Source organism: Synechocystis salina LEGE 00031 (assembly GCF_015207985.1).
GTDB lineage: Bacteria > Cyanobacteriota > Cyanobacteriia > Cyanobacteriales > Microcystaceae > Synechocystis > Synechocystis salina.
Genome location: NZ_JADEVV010000001.1, coordinates 59,763 through 85,455, shown reverse-complemented (window position 1 = coordinate 85,455; position 25,693 = coordinate 59,763). Strand labels below are relative to the sequence as shown.

At 49.7% G+C, this 25,693-nt stretch carries 22 protein-coding genes, 1 tRNA gene and 1 other annotated feature; of the genes, 4 read left to right on the top strand and 19 right to left on the bottom strand.

Annotation, left to right across the window (positions count from 1 at the left end; all coding sequences use genetic code 11):
* Positions 1-430: 430 nt before the first annotated feature.
* The 7 genes from IQ217_RS00390 to IQ217_RS00360 all read right to left on the bottom strand — a co-directional run bounded on the left by IQ217_RS00390 (position 431) and on the right by IQ217_RS00360 (position 9,462).
* Positions 431-3,574 (bottom strand): efflux RND transporter permease subunit, encoded by a 3,144-nt coding sequence (locus tag IQ217_RS00390; protein ID WP_194018512.1) that lies wholly within the window; start codon positions 3,572-3,574, stop codon positions 431-433.
* A 51-nt stretch (positions 3,575-3,625) separates the two neighbouring features.
* The gene (locus IQ217_RS00385) at positions 3,626-5,263 is read right to left on the bottom strand and encodes an efflux RND transporter periplasmic adaptor subunit (RefSeq protein ID WP_194018511.1); all 1,638 of its coding nucleotides are present in this window, start codon (positions 5,261-5,263) and stop codon (positions 3,626-3,628) included.
* 63 nt (positions 5,264-5,326) lie between these two features.
* Positions 5,327-6,679, bottom strand: a complete 1,353-nt coding sequence (rppB, locus tag IQ217_RS00380) for a two-component system sensor histidine kinase RppB (protein ID WP_194018510.1) — start codon at positions 6,677-6,679, stop codon at positions 5,327-5,329.
* Positions 6,666-7,364, bottom strand: coding sequence for a two-component system response regulator RppA (rppA, locus tag IQ217_RS00375; RefSeq protein ID WP_194018509.1), 699 nt, complete (start codon positions 7,362-7,364; stop codon positions 6,666-6,668). The genes rppB and rppA overlap by 14 nt, the downstream gene beginning before the upstream one ends.
* A gap of 6 nt (positions 7,365-7,370) precedes the next feature.
* Positions 7,371-7,961, bottom strand: coding sequence for a DUF305 domain-containing protein (locus IQ217_RS00370; RefSeq protein WP_194018508.1), 591 nt, complete (start codon positions 7,959-7,961; stop codon positions 7,371-7,373).
* A gap of 117 nt (positions 7,962-8,078) precedes the next feature.
* Positions 8,079-8,984 (bottom strand): S66 peptidase family protein, encoded by a 906-nt coding sequence (locus tag IQ217_RS00365; protein ID WP_194018507.1) that lies wholly within the window; start codon positions 8,982-8,984, stop codon positions 8,079-8,081.
* Between the two features lie 130 nt (positions 8,985-9,114).
* Complete coding sequence (locus IQ217_RS00360; RefSeq protein WP_194018506.1) at positions 9,115-9,462, bottom strand: hypothetical protein; 348 nt, start codon at positions 9,460-9,462, stop codon at positions 9,115-9,117.
* A gap of 179 nt (positions 9,463-9,641) precedes the next feature.
* Here IQ217_RS00360 and hypB point away from each other — a divergent pair, with 179 nt between their 5' ends.
* From hypB to gatB, 4 genes are all read left to right on the top strand, one after another.
* Complete coding sequence (gene hypB / locus IQ217_RS00355; protein WP_194018505.1) at positions 9,642-10,499, top strand: hydrogenase nickel incorporation protein HypB; 858 nt, start codon at positions 9,642-9,644, stop codon at positions 10,497-10,499.
* A gap of 19 nt (positions 10,500-10,518) precedes the next feature.
* A complete protein-coding gene (locus IQ217_RS00350) occupies positions 10,519-12,066 on the top strand; it encodes an NAD(P)H-hydrate dehydratase (RefSeq protein WP_194018504.1) in 1,548 nt (515 codons plus the stop codon).
* A gap of 221 nt (positions 12,067-12,287) precedes the next feature.
* Positions 12,288-14,240: a PBP1A family penicillin-binding protein gene (locus IQ217_RS00345; RefSeq protein ID WP_194018503.1), complete on the top strand. Its 1,953-nt coding sequence runs from the start codon at positions 12,288-12,290 to the stop codon at positions 14,238-14,240.
* A 100-nt stretch (positions 14,241-14,340) separates the two neighbouring features.
* Positions 14,341-15,828: an Asp-tRNA(Asn)/Glu-tRNA(Gln) amidotransferase subunit GatB gene (gene gatB / locus IQ217_RS00340; RefSeq protein ID WP_194018502.1), complete on the top strand. Its 1,488-nt coding sequence runs from the start codon at positions 14,341-14,343 to the stop codon at positions 15,826-15,828.
* Between the two features lie 216 nt (positions 15,829-16,044).
* On the opposite strand, the gene IQ217_RS00335 is transcribed toward gatB, so the two are convergent.
* From IQ217_RS00335 to rplS, 12 genes are all read right to left on the bottom strand, one after another.
* Complete coding sequence (locus IQ217_RS00335) at positions 16,045-16,617, bottom strand: Uma2 family endonuclease (protein ID WP_190599059.1); 573 nt, start codon at positions 16,615-16,617, stop codon at positions 16,045-16,047.
* A 94-nt stretch (positions 16,618-16,711) separates the two neighbouring features.
* Positions 16,712-19,018, bottom strand: coding sequence for a transglutaminase TgpA family protein (locus tag IQ217_RS00330; protein WP_194018501.1), 2,307 nt, complete (start codon positions 19,016-19,018; stop codon positions 16,712-16,714).
* Positions 19,019-19,207: 189 nt separating this feature from the next.
* The gene (locus IQ217_RS18750) at positions 19,208-19,792 is read right to left on the bottom strand and encodes a GIY-YIG nuclease family protein (protein ID WP_228023861.1); all 585 of its coding nucleotides are present in this window, start codon (positions 19,790-19,792) and stop codon (positions 19,208-19,210) included.
* Between the two features lie 101 nt (positions 19,793-19,893).
* Positions 19,894-20,985: a chorismate synthase gene (aroC, locus tag IQ217_RS00320; protein ID WP_194018500.1), complete on the bottom strand. Its 1,092-nt coding sequence runs from the start codon at positions 20,983-20,985 to the stop codon at positions 19,894-19,896.
* A 200-nt stretch (positions 20,986-21,185) separates the two neighbouring features.
* Positions 21,186-21,572 carry a 50S ribosomal protein L7/L12 gene (gene rplL, locus IQ217_RS00315; RefSeq protein ID WP_190598942.1) on the bottom strand — a complete coding sequence of 129 codons (387 nt, stop codon included), beginning with the start codon at positions 21,570-21,572 and terminating at the stop codon, positions 21,186-21,188.
* A gap of 89 nt (positions 21,573-21,661) precedes the next feature.
* Positions 21,662-22,183, bottom strand: a complete 522-nt coding sequence (gene rplJ / locus IQ217_RS00310; protein ID WP_190598943.1) for a 50S ribosomal protein L10 — start codon at positions 22,181-22,183, stop codon at positions 21,662-21,664.
* A 40-nt stretch (positions 22,184-22,223) separates the two neighbouring features.
* Positions 22,224-22,391, bottom strand: a sequence feature (ribosomal protein L10 leader region).
* A gap of 34 nt (positions 22,392-22,425) precedes the next feature.
* Positions 22,426-23,142 (bottom strand): 50S ribosomal protein L1, encoded by a 717-nt coding sequence (gene rplA / locus IQ217_RS00305; RefSeq protein ID WP_194018499.1) that lies wholly within the window; start codon positions 23,140-23,142, stop codon positions 22,426-22,428.
* Between the two features lie 90 nt (positions 23,143-23,232).
* On the bottom strand, positions 23,233-23,658 hold the full coding sequence (rplK, locus tag IQ217_RS00300) for a 50S ribosomal protein L11 (protein WP_190598945.1): 426 nt from the start codon (positions 23,656-23,658) through the stop codon (positions 23,233-23,235).
* 101 nt (positions 23,659-23,759) lie between these two features.
* Positions 23,760-24,377, bottom strand: a complete 618-nt coding sequence (nusG, locus tag IQ217_RS00295) for a transcription termination/antitermination protein NusG (protein WP_190598946.1) — start codon at positions 24,375-24,377, stop codon at positions 23,760-23,762.
* Positions 24,378-24,672: 295 nt separating this feature from the next.
* Positions 24,673-24,918 (bottom strand): preprotein translocase subunit SecE, encoded by a 246-nt coding sequence (gene secE, locus IQ217_RS00290; protein WP_190598947.1) that lies wholly within the window; start codon positions 24,916-24,918, stop codon positions 24,673-24,675.
* 111 nt (positions 24,919-25,029) lie between these two features.
* Positions 25,030-25,102 (bottom strand) — tRNA-Trp (locus tag IQ217_RS00285).
* Between the two features lie 116 nt (positions 25,103-25,218).
* Positions 25,219-25,587, bottom strand: coding sequence for a 50S ribosomal protein L19 (gene rplS / locus IQ217_RS00280; protein WP_010872052.1), 369 nt, complete (start codon positions 25,585-25,587; stop codon positions 25,219-25,221).
* Positions 25,588-25,693 lie beyond the last annotated feature (106 nt).

Sequence of the window (25,693 nt, the reverse complement as noted above, 5' to 3'; positions counted from 1 at the left end):
AACTAGGGGGATTCTGTAGCGCTCTGTTCTGATGGTTAGTTAAGATGGAGTTTCCCTTTGCCATATCTTTGTTGACATCCTCCTCTGCCTAAAGCCAGAGGATTCCTGCTTCATCGGGTTTGTCTAGCTTAAAAACATCTCTGTTCAAAAGCCCCGTCCAGATTCCCCTCCACAGGCATTTGTTTTAACGTCCACGATGTGCCCCACCGCAGACCGAACAAATATTTAGTGTAGTTTTCCCATTCCTAGACTATGACGCCCCTGTGCCCAGGTATTTCCTTTTGGTCATGCATTCTAGATGGCGGGAATAGCCAACCTTGCCTCTCTTGGCACACTCGGGTGCATGGGCTCCGTTAGTTTAACAAAAAGCTGTCCTAAAGGACGGGGTTTTAGACCCAGTTTTTTGATAAATAATTCAATGTCTAATAATTTAAATTTTGGTCAAGCTTTTAAGGCGGGGGGATTCTCGGCTCACACCGTTGGGACTAGTTGGGCGTAAGAATTTTCCAAATTGCGCATACAGGGCTGGTAATACCAGGAGGGTTAAAGCAGTGGAGGTAAAGAGCCCCCCTAAAATAACGATCGCCAGAGGCTGGAGTATTTCCTTACAGGCTCCGGTTCCAATCGCCAGGGGAAGCATACCTAGAGCAGAGGTGAGGGCAGTCATCAAAATTGCCACCAATCGTTCCTGGGAACCTTCAGTAATTATTTGGGAAAGGGGTAACGCCAGGGCAATTTTTTGATTGTAGTTATCCACCAGCAATAGGCCGTTGCGGACAGCAACTCCAAATAGGGTAATAAAACCCACCAGGGAAGCAACGGAAATAACTCCCCCCGTCACGGCGATCGCCAAAATCCCTCCAGCCAAAGCCAAGGGAAGATTGACCATAATCATTAAGGTTGCGGCCAGGGATTTAACGGCAAAGTACATCACAATGGTGATGATAACGATAGATAAAAAGCCAAAGATTAAAAGATTTTGACTGGCCCGTTCCTCCGATTCAAACTGGCCTCCATACTGGATGAAATAACCAGTGGGGAGGGTGACTTTTGACCTAACTTGGGTTTGGATGTCGTTAACAACGGAACGGAGATCTCGACCCTTAACGTTGGCAGAAGCAACAATTAAGCGGGAAACATTTTCTCGATTGATGGTGTTGGGGCCGGTGCCATAACTAATTTGAGCCACTTGGGCCAGGGGAATCTTCGTGCCGGTGGGGGTATCCACCAGCAAATTGCCAATGGTTTCTAAATTGTTGCGGGCATCTGCCTTCAGCCAGACCAAGAGATCAAATAATTGTTGGTCTTGTAAAACCTGAGAGGCAACCCGGCCATTCAATGCGGTTTCGACCAGACGGGAAAGTTGTCCAACGGTTAATCCATATCGTCCTGCGGCTAGGCGATCAAACTGAATTTGCACCTGACGCACAGGGACTTGGGGTTCTAGCTGTAAGTCAACCAGACCGGGAATCTCCGCCATGGCTGTTTCCACCGATTTTCCGATGGTGCGGAGTTGTTCCAGGTCGGGGCCAAAGATTTTAACGGCGATCGCACTCCTCACTCCGGAAAGTACTTCATCCATGCGGTGGGAAATAAAACCGCCAATATTGGGAGCAACCCCAGGGATGCGATTAAATTCTGCCCTTAGGGTTTCAATGCTGGCTTCTCGGTCGGCTATACCCGCATCACTAAGTTCTACATCCAAATGTCCTAAATTCACGCCACCGGCATCAGCATCCCCCGGTGCACGACCGGAGCGCAATTGTACAGTGCTAAAGCGTGGATCATCCTTGAGAGCATCCTGAAGGGCGAAACCTACCCGATTAGTGGCTTCGAGGGAACTGCCGGGATAAAGGAGCATGGCATTCACCAAGGAGCGTTCTTGAAATTCCGGTAAAAAGACCCTTCCCATACTGGGTACTAAGCTCAGGGAAAAGATAAAAAAGGCGATCGCCGCCCCAATAATCCAGCGGGGATGGTGGGTACTGAACTTTAATAGGGGCTGATAAATCCTCTGGCAAATGCGAGCTAACCAAGTTTCATCACTGGGCAAACGGCAAGGGGCAAGTAAAAGAGCGCAAAGGGCTGGGGAAAGGGTCATGGCCACTAAAGTAGAGGCAAAAATAGACAATAGATAAGCTATACCCATGGGGGCAAAAATACGCCCTTCAACCCCCGTTAGACTAAAAATTGGGGCAAAAACAACGGCAATAATTACCGTGGAAAAAATTACACTGGTACGAACTTCGACAGAGGTATCGTAAACCACCTGAAACGGATGCTTGGGATTACCAAAAGCTTGATTTTTGCGGAGACCCCGGTAGCAATTTTCCATATCCACAATGGAGTCATCGACAACGGAGCCGATCGCCACCGCTAGGCCTCCGAGGGTCATGGCGTTAATACCCTGGCCAAACCAGCCTAAAATCATCATGCCAATGAGAATGGAAAGGGGAATGGCACTGAGGGTGATAATCGCAGTCCGCCAATTCATCAGAAACATCACCATCACCACAGCGACGATGATAATGCCATCCCGCAAAGAATCCCGCACATTGGCGATCGCCGCATCAATAAAGCTTTCTTGCCGAAACGTAACCTGGAGATTAACCCCGGTGGGCAGGGCCGCTTTGACCTCTGCCATAGCTTTTTCCACCGCCTTACTCACCGTCGGGGTATCGGCCTGGGGTTGCTTATCAATCACCAGCACAACAGCCCGTTGGCCATCCACACTGCCATCTCCCCTTATCAAGGCGGGGCCAATAACCACTTCCGCCACATCCCGGAGTAAAATCGGTGTCCCATCCCTAGCTGTCACCACAGAATCTGCCAATTGGGATAGGTTTTCGATGCGCCCCAACCCTCGAATCACGTCTTCTTGGTCCGAGGTCAATAAAAAACCCCCCGCCGCATTCACATTGGCTTCTTCCACCGCCTCCGTTACCTGTTGGAGGGAAATATTAAACGCCTTGAGGCGGGCCGGATCGACCAAAACTTGATATTGCTTAACATCCCCCCCATAGGCAACCACCTGGGAAACCCCTGGTACGGCCAAGATTTGATTGGTAATTTCCCGATCCACCCGCCGCCGCACTTCCATCAAATTAGCTTCGGGACTCTCCGCCGACCCATCCACCGTCAAGGCATACATTAAAATTGTACTAATAGGGGAAGATACAGGGGAAATTTGCGGTTCCTCCGCCCCGGTAGGTAGTTTACTTCGGGCAGATTGTAGACGTTCAGTCACTAATTGTCTGGCTCGGTAAATGTCTGTGTTATTCGCAAAAATAGCCTTAACAACGGAAATGCCCACGGCGGAGGATGAACGTACCATTTCTACCCCTGGGGTGCCATTCACCGCACTTTCAATGGGCAGGGTAATTAGAGTTTCCACTTCCTCCGGCGCTAAACCTGGGGCTTCCGTTTGGATTTCAACTTGGGGAGGGGCAAAGGGGGGAAACACATCCAACGGCATCTGGGTGAGGTTGTAGGTTCCTAAAATAGCCACCAGCATGGCTCCAATAACCACTAGCCAACGTTGGGCGATCGACCATTTGAGGATGGCATTAAGCATTTTCTAGGTAAATAGCAAGGGTAAATAGATGGCTTGAGCAATTCAGATTATTTAGGGGAAATCCTGATGGGATGGGGTTTCAATCAGGACTTTTTCAACTTCCAGGGATGATTCCTCCCGACTTGCTGTTAAAGTGTTGCCTGGCCAAGAGTTTGCTTGTTGTCGTTTTCCCCACAGGCTACCGGCCCAAAATAATCCAGCGGCCATAACTGTTCCCCCCAAAGGTAAAAGCCATGACGTTACTCCAGGCAGAGCAAAAGTAAATGCGGTTATTTCTGTAGATTCTTCAGTATCTTCTGTTTTTTCCGCCGGCTTGGCCCGCAAAGATTGGGCATAGAGCTGATTAGCCCGCTGGGTAACCACTAAATCCCCGGCAAACAAACCGTCGGTGATTTCCACCCAATCCCCGGAAACCTGCCCCAGAGCAACGGTAATGGGTTCAAAAACATTGCCATTTTGCACAAACACCAGATTTTGCTGATCATTGGTTTTGACGATCGCCGAGGAGGGGACGGCTAGCACGGGAGTCGAAGTACGGTCAGTTAGGACTTCTAATTCCACAAAAAGACCGGGTTTGAGTTGACCATCGGGGTTATCCAGAGTTGCTTTCACGGAAACGATTCGATTTTCCCCTTCCACCACGGAGCCAATTTGATTAATCCTGCCCCTAAAAGTTTTGTCGGTTGAACTACTCACCCAACCCCGAATTCCTTGACCCCGGCGAATTTTGTTTAGATCCTTCTCGTAGATATTGGCTGAAACTTGAACTTGTTGACTGTTGATAATGGTAAAAATTGGTTCCCCTGCATCCTGTCGGGATTCTCCTACCTTGATTTCATGTTCTGGGGTAGTGACGGGGTCAACAACGATCCCACCAATGGGGGCTGTAATCACAACGGTGCCATCGGGACGGGCATTAGTTCCCAGTTGTTGCAAACGGGTCTGATAATTTTCTTCACTTAATTGCACTTGCTTTTGGGCAACCTTTAATGCCGCTTGGGCTCTCTTAACTTGAGCTTGGGCTTCACTGACTGGTAAACGGCTTTGGCTTCTAACTAAATCAGCATTGGCTGTGGCTAAGGCAACTTCCGATTCCAAAAGCTGACGACGGGGTAAAGCTCCATTGGCTTCGAGTTCCTGATCTCGTTTGTAACGCTCCTCGGCAAATTGCTTAGCAGTACGGGCTTCTTCAATTTCACTCTGGGCTACCCGTTGTTGTTGGCGATAATTTTCCTGGGCCAAGTTTAAATCTGCCTGGGCTTGTTCCACGGCGGCGATCGCCAAGCTCCGGCGGTCTTGGGCCGTGGTGCGTAGTTCAGCTAATTCGGCACTGGTCATGGTGGCGACTGGTTGACCGGCCTTAACGCTGTCCCCTGGATTAACTAACAGTTTGAGCAGTTTCCCTCCTACAGGCGTTGTGACCTCAACCCGTTGTTGCGGCAGGGTTTCAATCTGTCCCGTTGTCCTGATGCCCGTATCTAAGTAACGAGGTTGCAAAGGCTCTACTTTAATCTCCAAGCGACGAATAGTATCCCCATCAAGGGCTACACCCTGGGCAGATTGAGCCGATTCACTTTGGTGAAATTCATCCCCATGGCCAGCGTGGGCCAAGGTCGCCTTGGGAGACAGCACCAGTAACCCCAACAACAGGGAGAAGGCCCAACTCCGGGCAATGATTCGGTTTTGCATAGAATTCCGACAGCGCAACCCTTTCAGTCTTTCATAGGAATATGAAACCAAGATGAAATGGAGTTACGACCGAACTATCGGTGCAGAAACAAGGGGCAAATGGATAGTGAAAAGACTACCCTTTTCCAATTCACTTTCTACAGTCAAAATCCCCTGATGCTTAACGGCGATCGCCTGGGCAATGGCAAGGCCTAATCCTGCCCCTCCCCGTTGTCGAGACCGGGCCGTATCCACCCGATAAAAACGGTCAAAAATCCGGCTTTGATCCTCCGAAGCAATGCCAATACCCGTATCTTGGACTTTGATGATGGCTTGCTGTTTATCGGTCTCAAGCATGACGGTTACCTCGCCACCCGTTGGGGTGTAGTGAATAGCATTACTGATTAAATTACCCACCAAACGATAAAGTTGGTCTTCTTCCCCCTTGACCCAAACGGGTTGCTCAACCCGTATTTCAGCAGATAGTTGCACACCAGCAGTAATACCAGAACCAGCAAACTCTTCCACTAAATCACCCACTAAATCATTAAGACAACAGGGTTGAAATCGACTCCAATTAGCGTCCTGTAAATCCATGCGAGAGAGGAGCAATAAATCCTGAATTAAATGGGTGAGACGGTAATTTTGACGTTTCAGTATTTGGAGAGTACTGTGGACTTCCTCCGAGTTAGGCTCCGTACTTAAAGTTGTTTCTAAAGTAGCTTGAATGGCTGTAATAGGTGTGCGTAACTCATGGGCAATATCGGCGGTAAACTGCTGGATTTGTTGATAGGAAAGATAAACTGGCTCCATGGCCAAACCCGCTAACAACCAACTCGCTCCCCCCACCCCTATCATGACAACGGGCAAACCAAATACTAAAAAAGCCTGAATAGTCTGTAAATGGTGATCGTATTCTTCTAAGGAACGACCCACTTTCAGATAACCCCAGGGTTTTCCCGTCGCCGTTTTGAGTTGCAAGGACACCTGATGATAGCGATCGCCTTGTTGATCCGTTAATGGACGCTGCCGGGTGGTTTCCCTCTCGAAGGACAAACCGGGGGGATTTTCCCCGGCCGTTGCCAATAACTGGCCGTTCAAATTCAAAAATCGTACATAATACCCTGGCTGTTGGGTGGCATTGAGAATGTGGTTATGTCGTGGCGGAATGACACAAACTTGAGTCCCTAGGCAAAGATTGGGTAAAACTTGTTTAACCGATGGCTCTAGTTGTCCCGGTCTATGGAGAAGTGGTTCTAGCCCATCATGGAGGGTTCCAGCTAGGGAAGTAAGCTCTTGATCCAGCGATCGCCAATGATCTTGGGAGGTCATTTCATAAACGGCTAAACCACAAAAGCCCAAAATAACTCCCATCACCCCAGCGTAATAACTGGCCAAACGCCAACGGGATAGGTTGAACAGTTTATTTGTCTGCATGGGGTGAATGGGGCTGGAAACGATACCCTAGACCGTACATGGTTTCAATGAGATGGCTATGGCCGTATTCCCCTAATTTTCGCCTTAGTAGGCGCACCTGGGCCGCCACCACATTGCTGGTGGATTCCGCCGACAGCGCCCACAGTTGATTTTTGATTTGTTCACTACTAAGAATTTGCTGGGGATGTTTCATGAAGTATTCCAAAAGCTGGAACTCCTTGGCTGTGAGGGCAATTCTTGCTTGCTCTGGGGTTACCAGTGCAAAAGTCCCATAATCTAATTCCCATTCCCCCACCCGTAACTGCTGGGGTTGCAATTCCGGCGATCTCCTTTGCAAGGAGCGTAAACGAGCTAATAGTTCAGCCATCCCAAAAGGTTTAATTAAATAATCATCCGCCCCTGCGTCCAGACCCCTAACCCTGTCTTCAATCTGGTCTTTGGCCGTCAGCATCAAAATTGGCAAAGAACTTCCCCGGCACCGAAGACGTTGACACAGTTCCAACCCCGATAAACCCGGTACCATCCAATCGAAAATTGCCAGGGTATAGTTGACCGAACCTTGATCCAAATAATCCCAGGCCAGGATTCCCTCTTGTACCCAATCGACAATGTAATTTTCCCGTCGGAGAGCTTTTTCTACAGCCATTCCCAGGTCTGGTTCATCTTCCACCAATAAAATCCTCATCGTCCCCTAGCCGCCATACCAAGCTTTATACCACTGCTTCATTTGCTTAATTTCCGCACTTTGGGAGCGGATAATGTCATCCATCAATTTATCCATCTCCGGACGACTTGTATTGGTTTTTAAATTGCTAGCCATCATCACTGCCATTTGGTGGTGGGGAATCATCTGACGAATAAATTCCCTGTCAAAGTTTTTGGCGGTGGCCAAAGCATCTAAATCCATCGCCATCATGCCGTGACCTTGGTGCATTCCCATCATTCCCTGGCTCGACAAAGGTAGAACTGGTTTACCAAACCATTGCTGATACCAGGTTTTCATTTCTTTAATTTCTCTTTCCTGGTCTCGGATAATGTTCTGCGCTAACTCTTTGAGTTCGGGATGTTCCGCTTTTTGTAGAGCCATCTCTGCCATATCTATGGCATCCTGATGGTGAGGAATCATCATTTCGATAAAACTCTGGTCTGTCCATTGCATGTGCATTCCGTGTTGGGCCATCATCTGCGGTGAGGATTGATTACGATAAACCGCTGTTACCCCAGCCGCCGAACCACTGAGGAGTAGTCCTGCTAACCCATATATCCAGAATTGATTACCCATGATGATGGTTAACTCCTGCTTTTTGCCTTGATCCTAGTGTGGCAAAGCAAAATGAAATCAGGGTGAAATTCATCAAGGAAATTGGGTCTGAAGCCCCGTCCTTTAGGGCGGAGAGGATTATAAAAAACTGAGGGTGCCAGCATCCCCATCCAATTCCACTTCGCTACCCACGGGCAAAATAGCGTTGACGCCGCCATGGCCAAAGGGTAAATCCGCCACCACTGGTATGCCCAAATCCCCCAGGCGATCGCCAAGTACTTCTTCCACTGTCCAACTGGGGAAACCGGCGGGGGCTTCACATTCACTAAACCGCCCCAGGGCAATGCCAGCTACCTGGGATAAATTGCCGGAGGCTCGCCATTGGGTCACCATGCGGTCAATGCGATAAGGGGCCTCGGTTACATCTTCGATCGCCAAAATTACGTTAGCCAAATTGGGTTGCCAGGGAGTGCCTAAAAAATGGGTGGCTACGGTCAAGTTACCCGCCACTAAACGCCCTCGAGCCTTGCCTTTTTGCCAACTGTTCCCGGTCAACGGCGTGAGGGGAAAACCCTGAAGATGCACCCGCAATCGTTCCAGGGCCCAATCCGGCTCATCGCTGATCGTGGTCAACACCGGGCCGTGGAGACTAATAATGCCTGATTTGAGCAAACTCCATAAAATACCTGTGACGTCGGAAAAACCCAACACCCATTTTGGCTGGCCAATTTCCGGCCATTGCCAATCTTCCAGTAACCGGGCGGAGCCGTAGCCCCCCCGACTGCATAAAATTCCTTTACATTGGGGGTCTAACCAGGCGTTCAGTAAATCTTGCCGGCGTTGTTGATCCGTGCCCGCTAAATAACCTTGGCGGTTTTCGTAGCCTTGGCTGAAAGTCACCTCGTAGCCCCACGATCGCCAAATTTCTATCCCTTTTTGTAATGCCGCCAATTCCCGCAGACTACCGCTCGGGGACACTACCGTGAGGCGATCGCCTGGTTGGAGGGGTGGTGGTTGCAGAAAATTTTGAGGGAGGGAAAACATTGGTGGAGCGCTGTTTGCAAAATTTACTTTAGCGAAAGCTTGCCCAATAGGTTTGCTAGTTGAAGGGGAAACTTGACACCGTATTGCTCGCCATCAGTATTAGGGAGATGTCAGCAAGCCTTGGCCTGGTCTAACCATGCTGGGCTAGATATTCTGCCAAATCCTCAATGAGTCTGGGCAATTCCGCCTCGGTGGTTAAACGAATCCGGTCGTCCCGTAGCGTCAGCAACACTTTAGCGGCAAAGGGACTGGGATAAATATTGGGGTTGCAAAATACTTCTAAAAATACTTCTCCGCTGTGGCAATATTCCAAATTCTGTTGCTTTTCTGGTCGTCCTCCCTGGTTCACCTGGGCACCAATGGCCTTTAATTGGTTGACCAATTGGTTAATTTCCCCCTGGAGGGCGATCGCCGCTTCGGTACTAAAGGGAAAACGAACAGAACCTTGGAGTAAGTTGAGAGTTAGGGGGGCTGTCATCGGAAAAATAGGGCTGGAAAATCAATTGTTAACACGGAGCCGGAGCAGACAAATTTTTGCCGCCGCCGTCCACTCCAGAGTACTGCGCTAAACGGGAATTGCGGCCGAACCTCTTTCGAGCATCTTCTCTTACCATGGGGGCATAACATTGATGTTTCTGCCCGAGGGGGAAGGTTATTATGTGCCAGAACTGCGGTTGTAGTGCGGTGGGAACCGTTGCCCATAGCCACCATCACCATGGAGATGGAAATTTTGTCCACAGCCATGATGGCCATGCCCACCAGGAACATCATCACCACCATGGCGACCATAGCCACAATCCAAGTCAACAGACTGTGACCATTGAACCAGATCGCCAGTCCATTGCCATTGGCCAAGGCATTCTGAGCAAAAATGACCGCCTAGCGGAAAGGAATCGGGGCTACTTCCAGGCCAAAGGCTTACTAGTGATGAATTTTCTTTCCTCCCCCGGGGCCGGTAAAACCGCCCTGATCCAAAAAATGGTCGGCGATCGACAACAAGACCATCCCACCGCTGTCATTGTGGGGGATTTAGCCACCGATAACGACGCCCAACGTCTCCGCAGTGCTGGGGCGATCGCCATTCAGGTAACCACGGGAAATATTTGCCATCTGGAGGCGGAAATGGTGGCCAAGGCGGCCCAAAAGTTGAATTTAGACAACATTGACCAATTGATCATTGAAAATGTCGGTAATTTGGTTTGCCCCACCGCCTATGATCTGGGGGAAGATTTACGAGTCGTATTATTTTCCGTCACGGAAGGGGAGGATAAACCCCTCAAATATCCCGCTACGTTCAAATCGGCCCAGGTTATTTTGGTTACCAAACAGGACATTGCCGCTGCGGTGGACTTTAATGCCGAGCTAGCTTGGCAAAACCTACGGCAAGTGGCCCCCCAAGCACAAATTTTTGCGGTGTCTGCCCGCACAGGGGAAGGCTTACAGTCTTGGTATGAATATTTGGATAAATGGCAACTGCAGCGGCGATCGCCGTTAGTTGATCCGGTGTTGGCCTAGGAATGTAGGGAAAAACATTATGACTGTGGCATCCCCATGGTTCCGGGCGGTGGTCAGTGCGGCCCAAATGCAGGAGATTGAAAATTGGTTATTCGCCCAGGGCATGCCGGTGGCGGCCTTGATGGAAAAAGCGGCTCTACAGATCGCCAATAGATTGTCCCTGCTCTATCCCCTCACTAAATTTCCCCGCATCGGGGTGCTGGTGGGCCCGGGCCATAACGGCGGCGATGGCTTAGTGGTGGCGAGGGAACTGAAGCTCCAGGATTACCAAGTAAAAGTTTTACAACCCCTGGATCAGTTAAAGCCCCTAACCCAAAACCACGCTGACTATGGCAAAGGTTTGGGCATCCCTTGGGTGGATGATGTCCAGGCTTTAGCCCATTGCGACCTAATTATTGATGCTTTGTTCGGCTTTGGTTTAACTAGACCGATTACCGGGGCGATCGCCGATCTAGTCACAGCTATTAATGCTTTACCCATCCCCGTTGTCAGCATCGATTTGCCTTCTGGCATTCATACCGATACGGGGGAAATTTTAGGTACAGCGGTGCAGGCAGACCGGAGTTTTTGCCTTGGTCTCTGGAAACGAGCTTACTTTCAGGACAGGGCTTTGGCCCACTTGGGCCAGACGGAATTATTAGGTATCGGTTTACCTCTCCAGGCGATCGCCAGCGTTCTAGGCCAAATCTGGCCAGTGCAAATCCTTGGGACTGAGCAAGCTCGACGAACATTGCCCCTCAGTCGATCCCTAGTGACCCATAAATATCAACAGGGCCATGTCTTGCTCATCTGTGGTTCCCAACAGTATGCCGGCGGAGCATTGTTAGCCTGTTTGGGGGCCAGGGCCAGTGGGGTGGGGATGGTGACCATGGCGGTACCCACGGGGATTAAAGCTTTGCTCCACAGTCAATGTCCCGAAGTTTTGGTGCAAGGTCTTTTAGAAACCTCCTCCGGGGCGATCGCCGGTTTAGGCAATTTGGACCTATCCCGTTACACTGCCGTTGCCCTCGGGCCGGGGTTAGGCCTTGACGTGGGCCCTGTGGTGGAAGAAGTTTTGCCGGTTAATTGTCCCCTTATTTTGGATGCCGATGGCCTCAACCAATTGGCTCGGCAACAATTATTACCCCTGTTGGCGGAACGAACAGCCCCCACCGTGTTAACGCCCCATGGCGGTGAATTTCAACGGCTTTTTCCCGACCTCGACCAAGGCGATCGCCTCACAGCAGTGCAAACAGCCGCGGCCATAAGCCAGGCCACAGTGCTACTGAAAGGAGCCAAAACGGTCATTGCCAGCCCAACGGGGCCCACTTGGGTAATCAAAGATAGCACTCCAGCCCTAGCCCGGGGGGGCAGTGGGGATGTCCTCACTGGATTAATAGGGGGCCTCTTGGCCCAACCAGGGGAATTTGCCCTAACTCAAAGGGTGGCAACGGCCGCTTGGTGGCATGCCCAGGCTGGTATTTTAGCGGCCCAACAAAGAACGGTTCTGGGGGTGGATGCCCAACATTTAGCAGAATATTTAATTCCGGCCTGTCGTCAGTGGATTGGTCAAAATGCGACCAACTAGCCTGCTAATTTGCCCCGTTAAAGTTGATTTGGGTGGGGGAATCCCCGTCTGAGGGAGCTTAGACCTGGGCTAGCCTGGTTCAGTTGACTTCTGGGCGAATATCAGTAAGCTAAACTAAGATTAATTCTGGAAAAAATTGTTCCTGGAAAATAGCTAATTTTCATCATCTGAGTTTGCAAGGTTACCAATCCCATTTTCTGGCGTGAGGAAGTTCTTACACCGTGTCATCCACCAGCACCCTTAAACCGTCTTCCACCAAGGCCAAAGCCCAAGCCCAGCCTAATTTTTTCCAGCGGGTATTGCGCACCACTGGCACCACTTTTCTAGGGGTGGGTCTAGTTTCTACCGCTGTGGTGGCGGGAGGGGTGGCCGGCCTGGCTTTTAGTTTCCGTAACCTACCCGATGTGCGGGGCCTGACTTCCTATGTGCCTGCCCAAACCAGTTACATCTACGATGCCAAAGGGCGGGAATTGCTCAGCCTCCATGGGGAAGAACATCGCAAAATTGTGCCCCTAGCGGAAATTTCCCCCAACTTGAAACGGGCCGTACTGGCGATCGAAGACAGCAATTTTTACAAACACCAAGGCATCAACCCCAACAGCATTGGGCGGGCCCTGTTGGTCAACTTTAAGAGTGGTGGAGTGAGCGAAGGGGCTTCTACCCTCAGTATGCAGTTGGTGAAAAATATTTACCTGAGTCAAAAAAGAGTTTTTACCCGCAAGTTAGCTGAAGCGGTTTTGGCGGTCAGGGTCGAGCAGGTATTCGACAAAGACCAAATTTTGGATATGTACCTCAACTATATCTACTGGGGTCACAATAACTACGGCATCCAAACCGCCGCCGAAAGTTACTTTAAAAAATCCGCCGCTGACCTGGATTTGGCCGAATCTGCCCTATTGGCGGGCATGATCCAAGCCCCAGAGGCCTATAGCCCTTTCAACAATTTCAGCGCGGCCAAGGAACGCCAGGAAGTGGTGTTGGATCGCATGGCTAGTATCGGCTGGATTACCCCAGCTGAGGCCGAGGCGGCAAAAAAAGAACCCCTCCAGAACAAGTTAGGTGAGCCCACTGCCTGGCAAAATAGCAAATTGCCCTACGTTACCGATGCAGTTATTGCCGAACTGGAAACTAGATTTGGTCAAGAGGCTTTAGCCCAGGGGGGTCTAAGGATACAAAGCACCATCGACTACGACACCCAAAAGCTAGCGGAAAATACGGTCAAGTCCGCCTATAAAAATCTGCGGGGACGTATGGGAAGAGCAAAGGATTTACAGATTGCCCTAGTGGCGGTGGAGCCCGAAACCCATTTCATCAAGGCCATGGCTGGGGGAGTGGACTATAACAAAAGCCAACTTAATCGGGTTACCATTTCCCGTCGTCAGCCGGGTTCAGCCTTTAAACCCTTTGTTTATTACAGTGCCTTTGCCAGTGGGAAATACACCCCCGATTCCTCCATTGAAGACCGGCCCATTAGTTTGAGGGACGGAGCCGGCGTCTATTCCCCCAAAAACTATGGCGGTGGTTTTTCCGGTTCCATGTCCATTCGCCAGGCGGTGGCCAGTTCCGCCAATATTCCAGCGGTGTTGATCGGCAGTCGAGTCGGCCTCAATAAGGTGATTGAAGATGCCAAGCAGATGGGCATTAAAACGCCATTGCAGTCTGTTCTTTCCCTGCCCTTGGGATCAGTGGATGTGACGCCGTTGGATATGGCTGTGGGTTATGCCACCCTAGCTAGCAATGGTTGGTATTCCGAACCTACTGCGATTTTACGGGTTACCAATGTGCGGGGGGATGTGCTGCTAGACAACACACCTAAGCCCCAACAGGTGCTAGATCCCTGGGCTGCTGCTAGTACATCTTCTGTACTGACTTCCGTTGTGCAGGGAGGGACAGGGACATCGGCCTACCTAGGGCGTCCCACTGCCGGGAAAACTGGCACCACGGACAATGAGCGCAATGTCTGGTTTGTGGGTTATGTGCCCCAACTGGCCACCGCTGTCTGGATTGGGGATGATGCAAACCGTCCTCTGGGTAAGGGGATTTCTGGGGGGGGTTATGCCGCCCCCATTTGGCGCTCTTTCATGAGTCAGGCCATTAAAAATATGCCGGTGGAAAGTTTCCCGTCTCCTTCCCAATTCCCCCGTCCCAAGCCGGAAAAACAACAAAAATCCTAGGCTTTGACCCGATCGCCCCTGGGGGTTAATGACGGAGAAAAATGCCCGTTGGACGGCGGGAGTATGGCAGAATGGGGAGAAGCCAATATGCCGGAAATTCATGACTGCCACTGCTGTTAAAACCAATTACGAAGCGATTATTGGGCTAGAAACCCATTGTCAGCTCAACACAGCCAGTAAGATTTTTTGTAATTGCTCCACCGATTTTGACAGTCCCCCCAACACCAATGTCTGTCCGGTGTGTTTGGGGTATCCGGGGGTTTTGCCGGTACTCAATGAAGAGGTGTTGGCGGCGGCGGTGAAACTTGGCCTGGCCATCAATGGTCAGATTGCCCCCTACAGCAAATTTGACCGTAAGCAGTATTTTTACCCGGATTTACCCAAGAATTATCAAATTTCCCAGTTTGATTTGCCCATTGTGGAACACGGCTCCTTGGAAATAGAGTTGGTGGATAAAAAAACTAAAGAAATTACCCGCAAAACCATTGGCATCACCCGTCTACACATGGAAGAGGACGCGGGCAAGTTAGTCCATGCAGGCAGCGATCGCCTGGCGGGGTCGACCCATTCCCTGGTGGATTTTAATCGCACTGGAGTACCATTACTGGAGATCGTTTCGGAGCCAGATTTACGCACGGGGCAGGAAGCGGCGGAATATGCCCAATCTTTACGGCAACTGGTACGTTACCTAGGCATTAGCGACGGCAATATGCAAGAAGGTTCCCTCCGTTGTGACGTGAATATTTCTGTGCGCCCTGTCGGACAAGAGGAATTTGGCACCAAGGTGGAGATCAAAAACATGAACTCCTTTAGTGCGATCCAAAAGGCGATCGAGTATGAAATTGAAAGACAAATCGAGGCGATCGCCAACGGGGAAGAAATTTACCAAGAAACCCGCCTCTGGGAAGAGGGCAGTCAGCGCACCATCAGCATGCGGAAAAAGGAGGGCTCCAGCGATTATCGCTATTTTCCTGAACCGGACTTGCCCCCCCTAGAAGTTTCCGAGCAACAGCAACAGGCTTGGTTAGCGACATTGCCGGAACTCCCCAGTGCTAAACGGGCCCGCTATGAAAAAGACTTGGGCTTATCTGCCTACGATGCCCGAGTATTAACCGAAGACCGGGAAGTGGCGTTCTATTTCGAGGAAGCGGTGGATGCAGGGGCCGATCCGAAGGCAGTGACCAACTGGGTTACCCAGGATATTGCCGCCTACCTCAATAACAACCGTTTGACCATCGGTGAGCTGGCCTTGAAACCGTCGGCTTTGGCGGAGTTGATCGCTTTGATTACCAAGGGCACCATCAGCGGCAAAATTGCCAAGGATATTCTGCCGGAGTTATTGGAAAAAGGTGGTTCTCCCCAGAAAATTATTGAAGCCAGGGGCTTGGTGCAAATTTCTGACCCCGATGAGTTGACTGCCATCATTCAAGCTGTTATTGCGGACCATCCCAAGGAGTTGGAAAAGTTCCGCAGTGGCAAAGGCAATATGCAGGGTTTCTTTGTGGGTCAAGTGATGAAACGCACCGGCGGTAAGGCAGATCCAAAGTTGACTAACCAATTAATTGGTAAACTACTGGCCCAAGCTTAAGAACGTATTTGAAAATCCCCCCCGACCCCCCAAAATTTGAGGGGAAATATAGGCAAAGTCTCCCAGTATTGCCGGAGCTTTAGTGAGAAGATTTAGGAGCAAAATAAGACTTTACAAACAGGTTCTAAGGCTCTACCGGTTAACCAACGGTGTTTGGCCAGTGCCCCCAGCGGTTTTATGTTGTGCTGTTTGGGGGAGTCGGTGGATTGGTCATTTTTAAAAATCAACCCGTTTATAAAGCTCCACAAGTTTGATTTTTATTTTCATAAAACTAAATTCAATTTCGGCATCTTCTCCCATCAGTTCCGTTAATAACCATTGACGATCGCCAACTTTTTGATAATGCTCCACCCGATAACAGGATTGATCAATTAATAAATATTCCTGTAATTGGGGAATAGTCCGGTAAAAACCAAATTTCTGATTTTTATCAAAGCCCGCTGTTGAAGTGGAGAGAACTTCTGCAATCAAACAGGGATTGGTCAGCGCCATCTGGCTATTATCAGTAAACTTTGGCTCTGCCGCAATTACCATCACATCGGGGTAAAAATAACTTTCAGACTCAGCAATCCATAACCTCATATCGCTCATAAATACAGAATAGCCATGATCTTCCAGGGCAAATAGTAGCAGGGCATGAAGTTTTCCTGTTAGATAGTTATGGTTCGCGGAGGCTCCGGCCATGGGAATAATTTCTCCTTGGATAAACTCACTTTTTTCAGTGGCCTGTTCTTCCCGTTGCAGATACTCCGCCGCTGTTAGGATTTTAGTTGTAGCAACGACCATAATTGATACCCTGTTTTATTTGGCTTATTCAAGTTTAGCTTCAACTTTTTGCTATCGTTTAACCTCAAAAAAACATCGATTTAAACCCAGACATATTTTAGATTAGCTTTATTTTTGCCTTGCTCCGCCAACTGCGTTCTAGAAGTCTAAACTGCTGACCCAGATAATCTAGGTGGGCTTGTTGCTCTCCATAACGCCAAGCCACATAGGCGCTGGAAATTTCCACAATTATTTCTACTTGTTCCGGGGTTAAATGCTCCCGTAGGGATTGGGCAAATTCCCCTGGAGTTTGGGCTCGACTTTTACGAAAACCCCGTTGTTCGAGGTCGTAAAGCAAAGTTTGATAAAGCCTAGCCATGGGATGGAGTCTAGCCAAGCGGCGATATTGTAACCAGCGTTTAGCCTGGGTCCAACCAAGCCAACCCAGAAATCCAGCGGCGATCGCCAAAATTAGTCCGAGTAAAGCGCCGCCCAAGCTGGTGGAAACTAAGTTCCAAAACCACCGTAGAACAGTGACAAGGAATCCGGTGACGGCTGCCCAGACATTGGCCAGGAAACTGCTCACCGGGGAAGGCAACCAACCGGCGACCCAACGCCAAATTTGCTGAAGTACGCTAAACGTTTCGTTATCTTCGATGGAGGGGGGATAGAGTTCATGGCCGGGAATAGGATCGAACATAAACCAACCCAGCCGGGGAAAAAATACCTCCGTCAGAGCATAGGCATCGGTGTTGTGGACCAAATAATAACCAGTGAAGGGGTTAAACTGTCCAGGGGCAAACCCTACCGTTAGCCGGGCGGGAATATCTAAACTCCGCAGCATAATGGTCAATACTGTGGCAAAGTGGTCCGGCAAACCTCCTTGGTATTCAAACAAAAAGGCTGTGACCAAATCTTCGTCGTCTTCAAAAAATGGCAAATCGGTGCGGATACGGTAATTCTGCTTGAGAGCCTGGGTTAAGTAGAGGGAAATTTCATAGGGCGTTTCCAAGGGTCGTTCCGATTTGGCTAGCAGTTCTTCCGCTTTGGCCCGCACCGCTGATTTAATATCCGGTGGCACTTGGAGCAATGGGGGGGGGATTTTGACTTCTGGGGGAATGCGATAGCTCTGTAACATAGTCCGGTTGCGCACCGGTACTTCCGAAATGACTGTGTAGGTAATGCCCTCCAGTAAGCCCACCGGCGATCGTAAACTGCCATTGGGGTCTATGCCCACTTCCCTGGTGGGAAAGTATAAAAATCTAGGGTGATAGAGGCTTGGGATCACATTAGGTAAATCCATTACAGCGGTGTAGGTTTGCACCACACTCTCCGTTTCCATCAGGGAATCAATGTTATCCAGCACAAAACGATAGGACCATGGCGATCGTTCCACTGTGGTAATTTTCGTGTTATCAGTAATTTCCCATCCCTGGCCGGTGTAGTGGTCAAAGGACAACGCTTTCCAAAAACCTGGGGCTTGGGAACGCACCCGGAGCACCAATTGTTTGGTCATTTGCCCCCGTAAATTTTGGTTCATGCGGCTGTTAAAACCATAGTAAAAGGTGTCATCCACCTGCCCTGGTTCTGAACCATCTCCCTCGCCGCCGGTACCAGTGCCGTCGCCCCGACGATAACCGGGGTTATTGATATCTTGATTTTGTCCCTCGAAGGTTTGCTGTTGTACTTCCCCAGGGCTGGACACAGGAAAACTTTGCAGTCTATAACCAGGAAAACGGGGCATCAGGGCAAACAATAACAGTCCAAAGGCTAGGGTTACTGCCAACAGAGCTAACAATTTTCTCGGTACTAGGGGGGAATATTCTGCCTGATGGGATGAACTCCGTTCCCCACCACTTTTCCACAGGGCGAAGGGAATTCCTTCTAAACCCAAACGGGAACGATAATCCAACACTAAGGTGGGAATGGCCACAGCTAAAAAAAGTAGCAACCAGGGGGCAAAGGCCAAGGTTTGGGATAGGGTACCCGCCACCCCCAAAAGGATTAGTCCAATCACCATGGAGTAGCCTAAATCTTTACGCTGGGGCAAATCAAAACTGTGCAATACCTGCAGTTGCACCAATAGCCCCGCTAGGGCCACCTGGCTAGCATTTAGGTTTTCCACCAAGTTGCCTAAGAAGACGAACAACATGGCCACCATGGCGATCGCCAGCAAAAATTTGAGGGCAATATTTTTCTTTTTTCTTTGTCGCCAACTCCACCAGGAACCAATAATACTGAGGGGAATGGCCCATAAACTCCAGGTGGTTTGGGCCGCTACGTCAGTGGCAACAATACCCACAATCACCATTAACTGCACCAAAATGCGGAAAACAATGGATTCCTCCGTTTTGGGGACCGGCACAGCTTCAAAACGGGCTTGCCATTGCTCTAACCAACGGGAGACGGGGGTGGAGGAAGTCATTGATGGAGAGGAGAGGTTTTGTTGCTAACGAAATGGGGTTTTGTGAGACACAAACCAGTTTGTTGCTAAAAAATGATCATCAAAAAGCATTGTAACCTTCCGCCAAGTTGAGTAGCTCGGTGAATCCGCAGGTAGTTGCCCGTCCACTTTTCCTTTGTACTAAGGGGGTGAGGCCATTTTTGCTGGAACTTAACTCAATTTGCCAAAGGGCTGACCCCACCAACGCCAACACTCTTTATTAAAAGGCGATCGCCATTTAAGAATTAATTCCTTTTCCCAAGCCAGGAGCGTTTTCTTCTCCGGGGGCACATGGGGCCAAAAAGCGGCCACCACTTCCACTTCCAATTCATAGCGGCGATGTAATTCGATGTAGCTCAAAATATAATCCTTACAGTCATGGGTGCCCTGCCAACGTTGATCTGCGGTTAATTTGGTTTCCCCCACGTAAAGCAATATTGGCCAACGGCGGTCAAGAATAAAGTATAAACAACCCTCATACTCCCCTGCTATTGCCGTCCCATCTTTACCTTGTCGCCAAAACAGAGAAGACTGTTGGGGCAAAGTAAACGGGTCAATTTCGTCGGCATGGTGCCAACTGGTGGCCGGGGTATCAAAGAGGGAAACTTGTTGGGGTTGTCCAGTTTGCCGTTGACTCTGTTGATATTGCTGGATTCTCCCCTGCCAATTTTCCAATCCCTGGCGATCGAGCGCCAACTTTGGCTCCCGCTTGACTCGATAGCTGGAGGGCGCATCAAACAGTTTTAGCTGTTCCAAAATTCAAATTCCGTTCTAAGGGTGTATTCAAGAAGTTCCCCCAACTCTCAATTCTGGGACAAATCGGATTGAGGGGAAAAATTGACACTTCTAAACAGTTTCTAAGGGAGGGTTTTGCATTGGGCCTGGAAACGCAAGAGATGGTCACAAAGTACCAGGGCAGCCATGGCTTCCACCATGGGAACGGCCCTAGGTAACACACAGGGATCATGGCGACCTTTAGCAGCTAAGGTAGTTTCCTCCCCAATGTTACTGACAGTTTTTTGCTCCTGGCCAATGGTGGCAGTAGGTTTAAAAGCTATACGCATAATAATTGGTTCGCCGTTGCTGATGCCCCCCTGGACTCCCCCGGAACGGTTGGTACGGGTGCGCCATTCCCCTGCTTCATCCAGGTAATATTCGTCATTATGTTGGCTGCCGGTCAGTAAAGTACCGGCAAAACCAGAACCAAACTCAAACCCTTTGGTGGCCGGGAGAGACATCATTGCTTTGGCCAAATCCGCCTCCAATTTATCAAATACCGGCTCTCCCAATCCCTTCGGAGCATTGCGGATTACACATTCCACTACCCCGCCAATGGAGTCTTTTTGCCTCAGCACCTGGTCGATGCGCTCAATCATCATTTCCGCCGTTTTACCGTCGGGACATCGGACAATATTGCTTTCCACCTGTTCCATGGTTACCGCATTGGTATCTACCTCTGCCTCAATATCTTGGATACTTTTCACGTAGGCCACAATTTCCACCCCATTGAACTGGGCAAGGATCTTCTTGGCGATCGCCCCAGCGGCTACTCGGCCAATGGTTTCCCTGGCGGAAGACCGGCCGCCCCCCTGCCAATTGCGGATACCATATTTAGCTTCATAGGTGGCATCGGCGTGGGAAGGACGATATTTCACCGCCATCTCGTTGTAATCCTGGGAACGGGCATCTTTATTCCTGACCAAAATGGCGATCGGTGTGCCCAAAGTTTTGCCCTCAAATACCCCGGAGAGGATTTCACACTGGTCAGCTTCCTTACGGGGGGTAGTAATTTTGCTCTGCCCTGGACGCCGTCGGTCCAAGTCCACCTGGATTTCCTCTGGGGAAATTTCTAACCGGGGAGGGCAACCATCGATAATTACCCCCACGCCGCCCCCATGGGATTCACCAAAGGTGGTAATGCGGAATAAACTGCCAAATGTGCTGCCCATAAAATATCCAATACTGACTGACCAGTCTTTTATTTTAGGTATTTTTTGTAACTAGGCATAGACAAAAATAAACGGGCCAAGGAAAAACCCTGGCCCGAGAAAAAGAGTGATTAGGTTAACCCCTATCAATTCAATTTCTAATAGGAAAATGATCGATGGGTAAGCAATCAGTTAAATGGTTGGGCAAATATGCCAAACGACTATTTAACCGCGGCTTTACCACCAGCTTCTTCCACTTGTTTTTTGATGGCTTCAGCATCATCTTTGCCGGTAGCTTCTTTGATGGCTTTGGGGGTAGATTCCACCAACTCTTTGGCTTCTTTCAGACCCAAACCAGTGATGGTGCGGACAACTTTAAGCACGGCAATTTTCTTGTCGGCGGGTACTTCTTCGAGGATAACGTCGAATTCAGTTTTTTCTTCAGCAGCTTCAGCGGGGGCAGCAGCAGCAGCGGCCATAACCATGCCACCAACGGGGGCAGCGGCGCTAACACCAAAAGCTTCTTCGATTTGTTTAACTAACTCGGAAGCTTCCAACAGGGAAAGACTTTTTAACTGTTCTAAAATTTGATCGGTTGCAGCGGACATAGAAATGACTCCTATAGGATAAGTAGGTTAGATCTAACTAGACAAACCCAAAGCAAATGGTTTTGGGACAAGCAGGGTGAAAAACAACCCTATTCCTTGTCCACATGGGCTTGGAGACCACGGGCCACGGAAGCCGGAACTTCTTTGATGCCCAGGGCAATCTTGGTAGCCAGGGCGTTGATGCCTCCGGCAATTTGACCCATGAGTTGCTCTTTGGAGGGCAGATCACCGATCGCCTCCACGTCAGCTTGGGACAGGCTTTTTCCTTCCAGTACCCCCCCTTTGAGTTGGGTTTTTTTGGTATCTTTCTGGAATTTTTTGTAGGCCTTGATGGCCCCACCCAGGTCATCCTTGAGCACCACAATTGCTGTAGTTCCCGTCAGGAATTCTTCCATGGGGGACCAGGCTTCTTGCCCAGCCAAAGCCCGACGGACTAAGGTATTTTTGGCGATTTTACAGGTTCCACCCAGGGGGCGGAGTCGGTTCCGTAAATCGGTAATTTCGGCAACGGTCAATCCCTGATAATCAATGACCATGGTCATCTGGGCGTCCTGGAACAACTCCTGGACTTCGGTGATTACCGTCGCTTTATTTTCTCTCGTTCTTCCCATTCGGGTTTCACCTCCTTGGGGTTGGGATAGCAAGCATTAAACACACAATAAAAATGCCCCTTGGCGATCGCCGGGGCTGAAGCAAAGAATCAAAAGCCAGCGGAAAAAATTCCCCCAGACTTAAATCTTGATTCAGGCTTCAACCTCGGCAGGTTAATTAAGCAACCCTAATTGCTCCTGCGGTCTTTGGCGTAGCCAGTTAAATGAATAGTGGCTAGAAATGACTCGGAAATTGTCGTCGCTTAGTTATCCTCAAACTTCAGATCGCGTAAAGCACTAACGTCTACGGGGATGGAAGGACCCATGGAACTGGACACAAACACGGTGCGCCAAAAACGCCCCTTAGCCCCCGAAGGACGATTGCGGTCAATGGTCTCTTGCAGCGCTTTTAAATTCGCCAACAGATCATCGGCAGAAAAAGAGGCCTTTCCAAACATAACATGAACGATGCCCGTACGATCAGCCCGGAATTCTAATTTTCCTGCTTTAAATTCATTGACCGCCGCCGTCACGTCCGCTGTTACCGTCCCCCCCTTGGGAGAAGGCATCAGGCCCCGGGGCCCTAATTGTTTACCCAGCCGGGCAATTTTGGGCATCATATCGGGAGTGGCAATGAGCACGTCAAAGTCCATCATGCCCTTTTGAATTTCTTCAATCAATTCTTCAGAACCGGCAATATCGGCCCCAGCATCGGTGGCTTCCTTGACCTTTTCCCCCCGGGCTAAGACTGCTACCCGTACTGTTTGCCCAGTGCCCTTAGGTAAGGAAACGGTGGTCCGAATTTGTTGGTCACTGTATTTGGGGTCAATGCCTAGGCGAATATGGACCTCTGCGGTTTCGTCAAATTTAGCAGTGGCGGTTTCCTTCAGCAGTTCCATCGCCTCCAGGGGGCCATAGAGTTTGCTGTCATCTACCTTGGCGATCGCCGCCTGCATCCGTTTTGAAAGCTTTTTAGTCATGGATTTGGTAACTCCTTGGGTACTGGCGAAGTAGGGAACTTCTCCCCGAAATAAATAGAAAACTTAATCGGCTCAAGCCGTGAACTGTGCTTAGCTGTTGACGGTGATACCCATGTTGCGGGCGGTGCCTTCAATGATATTCATGGCGGCATCAATGTCATTGGCATTGAGATCGGGCAATTTGGTTTGGGCGATTTCCCGCAGTTGGTCCCGGGTAATGGAAGCCACTTTAGTTTTGTTCGGTTCACTAGAGCCTTTTTCCACCCCGGCGGCTTTGCGGATTAGCACTGAAGCAGGAGGAGTTTTGAGGATAAAAGTGAAACTACGGTCTTCAAACACCGAAATTTCCACGGGAATAATCATCCCGGGTTTGTCGGCGGTTTTGGCATTGTACTCTTTGCAAAATGCCATGATGTTAACCCCATGTTGACCCAGGGCAGGGCCGACGGGAGGCGCAGGGTTAGCCTTGCCAGCGGGCAGGGCCAGTTTAATCAGAGCGACGACTTTCTTGGCCATTGCTTATGTATGTCTAAGTTAATGTGATTAGGATGTGAATTAACGACAATCAAACCAACCAGGGGGAGCAGGAATTCCTTGCTCTTCCCCCAATAAAAGGCTTAATTCTGTTTTTCCACTTGGGTAAATTCCAATTCCACCGGGGTTTCCCGACCGAAAATGGACAGTAAGGCTTTTAGCTTACTTCTTTCTGGACTGACTTCAATCACGTCCCCTTCAAAATCTTTAAAGGGGCCGGAGAGCACCATGACGTGATCACCGATTTCCATATCGATTTTCACCACCGGTTCCTGCTCATCCACATGACGGAAGATCCGTTCCACTTCCCCATGGCTGAGGGGCATGGGCAAAACGTGGCCCCGCCCCCGACCATAGTGACGTTTTTGCTCAGAGCCGACGAAGTTGATCACATGGGGGGTGTTTTTTACCACCTGCCAAGCGTCATCGTCCATAATCATGCGAATGAGCACATAGCCAGGGAAGATTTTCTCTTCTCCCTGCACCCGGGCCCCATCTTTACGGATTTTCACAATGGGGGTTTTTGGGATTTCCACCTGGAGAATGCGATCGGCCACGTCCAAGGTGTGAATCCTCTGCTCAAGATTGAGCTTGACCCGCTTTTCACAGCCAGAGGCCACTTGTACAGCAAACCAATGGCCTTCGGAGGAGGATTTTTTGTTTTGTTCCGCGACCGGAGACTGATCGTCAGTGAAGCTCATGACAACAACATGTACAGGGAGTATTTACGGTGGGCATTAATCCCAATCCAAACTCAGATTCGGAGTCAGATTGGCTAGGTTTAAAGTTTAATTTTTTTGACTTAGCAAATGGAGAATTTTTAAAACTTAAATTAGGATGGCGATAATATTAAGGATTTGCCGAAAAGCTAAATATTATCGAATCTGGCTGAGTAACTAACTGCATAGTGAAAGAAAAGTTCTTTTCCTGGCCAATTCCTGCAAAAAAGTTAGCACAACCTGCATTTAGGAATCATTGGCTTTTTTGGCGCTGACCTCAGCCAAAAAGGAAAGGTTGCTTAGTAATCCAGCCAAAGATCTGGTCAACAAAGTAGATCACCGTTGAGACCAAAATAACCATTAGAATCACAGCCACGGATTCGCTGATTAGCTGTTGACGGGAAGGCCAAACCACTTTTGCCAACTCATCTTTGGTGGCCGTAATGAAGTTGCTCCGGGCCTGGGCACTGTCCACGGAGTTGTCTTCGGTACTGTCGGTTCTGACCGCTTCCTTCTTAACCACAGGTTTTTCTTGCCTCCCAAATCATTGTAACTAATGAGAAAATCCGGAATATCACCAAACGCAAAGTTGAACAGTTGCGGGACAATCGTTAGCGAGGTAATTGGTGGTCAACGCGCCCTGGAGGACTTGAACCCCCGACATCAGGTTTTGGAGACCTGCGTTCTACCAACTGAACTAAGGACGCATAGTCTGGGCTGAGGTTAGCCCCAGAGTCTGCACTCTCGCACCATCATACCCTAATTTGTTGCCAATTCCCATCGAGGGCGATCGCCATGGTGTTGGAGATCACAGTTTTGCGGACTACAGGGCCCGGTCAAACCGTTGTTTAATACGGGTAGCTTTACCAACCCGATCCCGGAGATAGTAAAGCTTGGCCCGACGAACTTTACCGCGACGCAATACTTTGATGCTGGCAACCCGGGGGGAATGGAGCAGAAAAACCCTTTCTACACCGACACCTTGGAAAATTTTACGCACGGTGATGGTTTCGCTGATGCCGCCGTTACGCTTGGCAATAACGGTGCCTTCGTAGGGTTGGATCCGCTCTTTACCACCTTCGACAATCTTGACCCCAACCTTGATGGTGTCACCGACATGGATGGTGGGCAGGTCTTCTTTGAGAAACTCTGCCTCGATGGAATTGATTATGGCTTGGGCGTTCATGGTCATAGTAAAAACTCACAATTTCTCATCATAACTGATTTACCCTCTTTTGCAAAAGTTGCTTTTTCCCTACTTCCCCCGCTGTTGCGCCCGGACTATTGGCCGCTAGAAT

Excerpts from the sequence above, each read along its gene's own strand:
- rplK (WP_190598945.1), bottom strand. The coding sequence starts at position 23,658 with ATGGCCAAGAAAGTCGTCGCTCTGATTAAACTGGCCCTGCCCGCTGGC.
- rppA (WP_194018509.1), bottom strand. The coding sequence starts at position 7,364 with ATGAGGATTTTATTGGTGGAAGATGAACCAGACCTGGGAATGGCTGTA.
- rplS (WP_010872052.1), bottom strand. The coding sequence starts at position 25,587 with ATGACCATGAACGCCCAAGCCATAATCAATTCCATCGAGGCAGAGTTT.
- aroC (WP_194018500.1), bottom strand. The coding sequence starts at position 20,985 with ATGGGCAGCACATTTGGCAGTTTATTCCGCATTACCACCTTTGGTGAA.
- rppB (WP_194018510.1), bottom strand. The coding sequence starts at position 6,679 with ATGCAGACAAATAAACTGTTCAACCTATCCCGTTGGCGTTTGGCCAGT.
- IQ217_RS00390 (WP_194018512.1), bottom strand. The coding sequence starts at position 3,574 with ATGCTTAATGCCATCCTCAAATGGTCGATCGCCCAACGTTGGCTAGTG.
- gatB (WP_194018502.1), top strand. The coding sequence starts at position 14,341 with ATGACTGCCACTGCTGTTAAAACCAATTACGAAGCGATTATTGGGCTA.
- IQ217_RS00365 (WP_194018507.1), bottom strand. The coding sequence starts at position 8,984 with ATGTTTTCCCTCCCTCAAAATTTTCTGCAACCACCACCCCTCCAACCA.
- hypB (WP_194018505.1), top strand. The coding sequence starts at position 9,642 with ATGTGCCAGAACTGCGGTTGTAGTGCGGTGGGAACCGTTGCCCATAGC.
- rplA (WP_194018499.1), bottom strand. The coding sequence starts at position 23,142 with ATGACTAAAAAGCTTTCAAAACGGATGCAGGCGGCGATCGCCAAGGTA.
- IQ217_RS00385 (WP_194018511.1), bottom strand. The coding sequence starts at position 5,263 with ATGCAAAACCGAATCATTGCCCGGAGTTGGGCCTTCTCCCTGTTGTTG.
- IQ217_RS00360 (WP_194018506.1), bottom strand. The coding sequence starts at position 9,462 with ATGACAGCCCCCCTAACTCTCAACTTACTCCAAGGTTCTGTTCGTTTT.
- rplL (WP_190598942.1), bottom strand. The coding sequence starts at position 21,572 with ATGTCCGCTGCAACCGATCAAATTTTAGAACAGTTAAAAAGTCTTTCC.
- rplJ (WP_190598943.1), bottom strand. The coding sequence starts at position 22,183 with ATGGGAAGAACGAGAGAAAATAAAGCGACGGTAATCACCGAAGTCCAG.
- IQ217_RS00330 (WP_194018501.1), bottom strand. The coding sequence starts at position 19,018 with ATGACTTCCTCCACCCCCGTCTCCCGTTGGTTAGAGCAATGGCAAGCC.
- IQ217_RS00350 (WP_194018504.1), top strand. The coding sequence starts at position 10,519 with ATGACTGTGGCATCCCCATGGTTCCGGGCGGTGGTCAGTGCGGCCCAA.
- nusG (WP_190598946.1), bottom strand. The coding sequence starts at position 24,377 with ATGAGCTTCACTGACGATCAGTCTCCGGTCGCGGAACAAAACAAAAAA.
- IQ217_RS00370 (WP_194018508.1), bottom strand. The coding sequence starts at position 7,961 with ATGGGTAATCAATTCTGGATATATGGGTTAGCAGGACTACTCCTCAGT.